Genomic DNA, 3,622 nt, shown 5'->3' on the forward strand with positions numbered 1-3,622 from the left:
CTGCCGATGCGGGCGGCAAGCTGGGCATAGCCCAGCGTTTCGCCGGGGGGCAGTTCGCGCAGGGCGCTCCATACCGCATGCTGAAAGGCGGTGCCACGCACGTCCAGCGGCAGCGCGGGGTGCGCGCCGCCGTGCTCGACAAAGGCCACCACCGTGCCCAGCCACTGCCGCACCGCGTCGCTGGGGGTGTGCAGTTCGGCGCCGGGAAAGCGACGTTGCAGGCCGGAAAGCAGGGCCTCGCGGTCGTTGCCGATGTCGATGGCGCACACCCCATCCTCCGTGGCGGCCATGACCAGCCAGCCCAGCGAGGTTTGCGCGGCGGCCACAGCCAGTTGCTGGCCGGGCGCGCCCTTTCGGTAACGGGCCGGGGTCATGCCCAGCATGCCGTGGGCATCTTCATACACCCGACTCGGCGAACCGAACCCGGCCTCGTAGATGGCCTCGCTCACGGGCGTTCCCCGCTCCAGCGCACCGCGCAGGCGCTGTTCGCGGCAGGCCTGCTGATAGTCGCGCGGTGAAACCCCCACCAGACGGGTGAACACCCGTTGGAAATGGCTGGGGCTCAGCCCCGCGGTCTCGGCCAGTTCGGCCAGTGGCACCGGCTCGGCACGTTCGTGCAGGGTGGCGCAGGCGGCGCGGACCAGGGCCAGGCGCGGATCGTCGAACCTGGGAGCTGCGGCGGACGCAGTGGACGCGGCAGATGCCGAATCGACAGCGGTATGGCGGGTGGGCGTATCCATGACGGCAACATAGGTCCGCCGCGTGCGCTTTTCCATCCGAATCTTGCGCTGCCCCCCGCAGGACGTGATAATTTTCGCCTCTCCCTTGCCCCGGCATGCGCCAGCCACAGCCCACGCCACGCCTTGCATCTGCCTGCATCGCCGACCGTGCGGCGGCGTGTCCCCCCGGAACAGCGCCCCCGGCGCGTGGACGGAACCGCCCGATATGCGTATGCAGGGACATGGAGAACTGCCGTGCGTGCTGCTGGGAGCGCGTTCGGCAACGCTCCGGTGGGCGCTTCAGAACATCCCACCTGTGGGGGAAGACGCCTGCCGCAAGACTCTGTTGGTGTACCGTTGGCGGGCGCAACCTGCGTCCCGGCATGATCGTTGCGAACTGGTCCCGGCCTGTCCGCAGCGGCCCGCGCCGGAACGCCGCCATGGGGACTGCCGCATGGCGGTCCGGGAGGTACCATGGAAGACGAGGCTGGATATCTGGCAATGCTGGAACGGCAGATGGACGAGGCCATGGCGCGCCTGGCCGATACCTGCCGCGACGAACCGGGCTGCACAGCCCCGGAGGCAGACGGCGCGAAGCAGGCCGCCCGCGCCGCCTGCGAGCAGGCCGAAGAGGCCGCCCGCACCACCTACGAACAGGAATGGGCCAAGGTGTGGGGCGTGGTACGCCAACGCAAGCACAAGGGAGGGCGTTGACCGCGCATTCGCGGTCGAAACCGCGCCTTCCGGCGCGGGTCCGCACATTGACCGGTCGTTCCGTTCACCCGGGCGGACGGCACCTTGTGCCGCATGGTCATGGCGTCGAACTTGCATGCTCCGGCACGGCCCGAAAAACCTGCCGCCTGCGCAACCGTCGGAGATCCCATGCAGTACAGGTATATCGCCCCCGGCCTTCAGACAGAGCTGGAAGCGCTCTCCGCTGATGACGCCATCGACCACCTGCGCAATTATCTCGGTAACTTCCTGCTCGACGCACCGGTCTGCGTCAGCTACCTGAACCGGCTGGCCGCCGAGCCCGGCGGGCTCAAAACTCCCCGTCAGGTCGCCTGGCTGCGCTGGCTGGTGCATACTTTTGCCCGGTTGCGGCCCTTTGACGAGCAGGCCGTGACCCTGGCCGCCCGCGTGAACGGCACCCCGGAAGACACCCCGCTGCACCGGGCCCTGGCCAAGGTGCGCATCCCCGACCCGTTACGCCAGCGGGTGGAACAGACCTCCAACCAGCCCCCGGTCGAGGCGCACGAATTGCTGCTGCGCCTGCACCGCGACATGCCCTTTTCCGTGGAGGTAGCCGACCGTCTGTTGCGCCTGGACCTGAAACTGGGGATCGAGCCGGGCACTGGCTGGTATGACGGGCTGCGCTGCCCGCCCCTGCTGCGCGGCCTGCTTGATCGGGAACGCTTTCGGGCGTGCATGCTGCACGGCAACGACGCCATGGCGCTGGAACTGCGCGACCACACGCATGCCCTCGGGGCTGACGACCCCGGCTGGCTGAACTGCGCGGCGGAACTGGCCGTGCGTACCGGCGGCCGCGCGGCGGGTATGGATTTCTACCGCACGTCGCTGCGGCTGAACCCCACACAGATTCCCGTAGCCCTGCGCCTGCGCGAACTGGAGCAGCCCTTCGTCACCCCACCGGACGCCCTGGATCCGGCGGGCGGTCCCGTGGCCATCTTCCTGTACTCATGGAACAAACGCGACCTGCTGGAACAGACCCTGCGCTCGCTGGCGGCGTCGGAGACGGGCGAAGCATCCGTCACCCTGCTGCTGAACGGCTGCACCGACGGCTCTGCGGAAATGGCGGCGGCGCTGAACGCCAGTCTGTTCGGCGGGCGCATGGAGATCATCGACCTGCCCGTCAACGTGGGAGCTCCGGCGGCGCGCAACTGGCTGCTGCATACCCCGCACGGGCGCGAGGCGGCCTTCGTGGCCTTTCTGGACGATGACGTTGAGGTGCCCGCCAACTGGCTGTCCACGCTGGTTTCCGTGCTGCGCGCCAACCCGCGCGCGGGCGTGGCCGGGGCCAAGACGGTCTTTCCCGGCACGCCGCGCCGGTTGCAGTACCTGTACCGCAACGTTTCCGTGGCTCAGCCCGGGCTGCTGCGCATCAGCCTGGACACGCCCAACTTCAACTACGACGGCGGGTTCTACGACTACATCCGGCCCACGGCCAACGTCATGGGTTGCTGCCACGTGTTCACCCGCGCCGCGCTGGACGCGGTGCGCGACTTCGACCTGCGCTTCTCGCCCTCGCAGATGGACGACATCGCCCACGACCTGGATCTGTGCCTGCACGGCTTCGAGGTGGTGTACTGCGGCCTTGTCTCCTGCGTGCACCATCAGATGTCGGGGGTGGGCATCGGCAACGTGCATGCCGCCCGCATGGGCAACGTGCTGGGCAACGATGTGAAATTCTACTACCGCTTTGCCGAGCATCTGGACGCGTTGAGCCAGCTTACCGCACGCCACGCGGTGCCCGAGACGCCGCCGGGTACGTAGCTGGCGGGTGCGCCGCATGCACGGCATGACAGGACGCAACGACGGCCCGTGTGTACAAGACGCACGGGCCGTGCTTTTTCCTGCCCGGCTACCCCTGTAGCGACAGCCGGTCGAGGCTGGTCGTCGCCAGGTCCACCACGGCCATTAGGCCATGGGGACCACCCAGGCGCGGGGGCTGGCCCAATACCAGCCGCACCGCCTCGGACAGTGCCAGCCCCGCCGCCACCAGCAGTGCCGGTGGCTGGCAGCCCAGCACGTCTTCCGCCGGGGTTGCCGTCGATTGCCCGTGGGGAAAGAACATTCCGGCCAACCCGCGTTCGCCGGGCAGGGCCGTGGCCACCATGGCCGTCCACCCGGCCACGCTGGCGGCGATCAGCGGCGCTCCCGCC

At 69.0% G+C, this 3,622-nt stretch carries 3 protein-coding genes and 1 pseudogene; 2 read left to right on the forward strand and 2 right to left on the reverse strand.

Translation table 11 applies throughout. The annotated features are described in order from the left end of the window. Positions 1-776: bifunctional transcriptional activator/DNA repair enzyme AdaA (locus tag FVW27_RS10450; protein ID WP_167124940.1), on the reverse strand; the 776-nt coding region annotated here is incomplete at its 3' end. A 417-nt stretch (positions 777-1,193) separates the two neighbouring features. Here FVW27_RS10450 and FVW27_RS10455 point away from each other — a divergent pair. Beyond that, complete coding sequence (locus tag FVW27_RS10455) at positions 1,194-1,433, forward strand: hypothetical protein (RefSeq protein WP_167124942.1); 240 nt, start codon at positions 1,194-1,196, stop codon at positions 1,431-1,433. Positions 1,434-1,601: 168 nt separating this feature from the next. Then, positions 1,602-3,233, forward strand: coding sequence for a glycosyltransferase (locus FVW27_RS10460; protein ID WP_167124944.1), 1,632 nt, complete (start codon positions 1,602-1,604; stop codon positions 3,231-3,233). Positions 3,234-3,321: 88 nt separating this feature from the next. Here FVW27_RS10460 and FVW27_RS10465 read toward each other — a convergent pair. Beyond that, positions 3,322-3,622: pseudogene (locus tag FVW27_RS10465) on the reverse strand (HesA/MoeB/ThiF family protein); the annotation flags it as partial.

Origin of the sequence: Nitratidesulfovibrio liaohensis, from assembly GCF_011682075.1 — a bacterium.
GTDB lineage: Bacteria > Desulfobacterota > Desulfovibrionia > Desulfovibrionales > Desulfovibrionaceae > Cupidesulfovibrio > Cupidesulfovibrio liaohensis.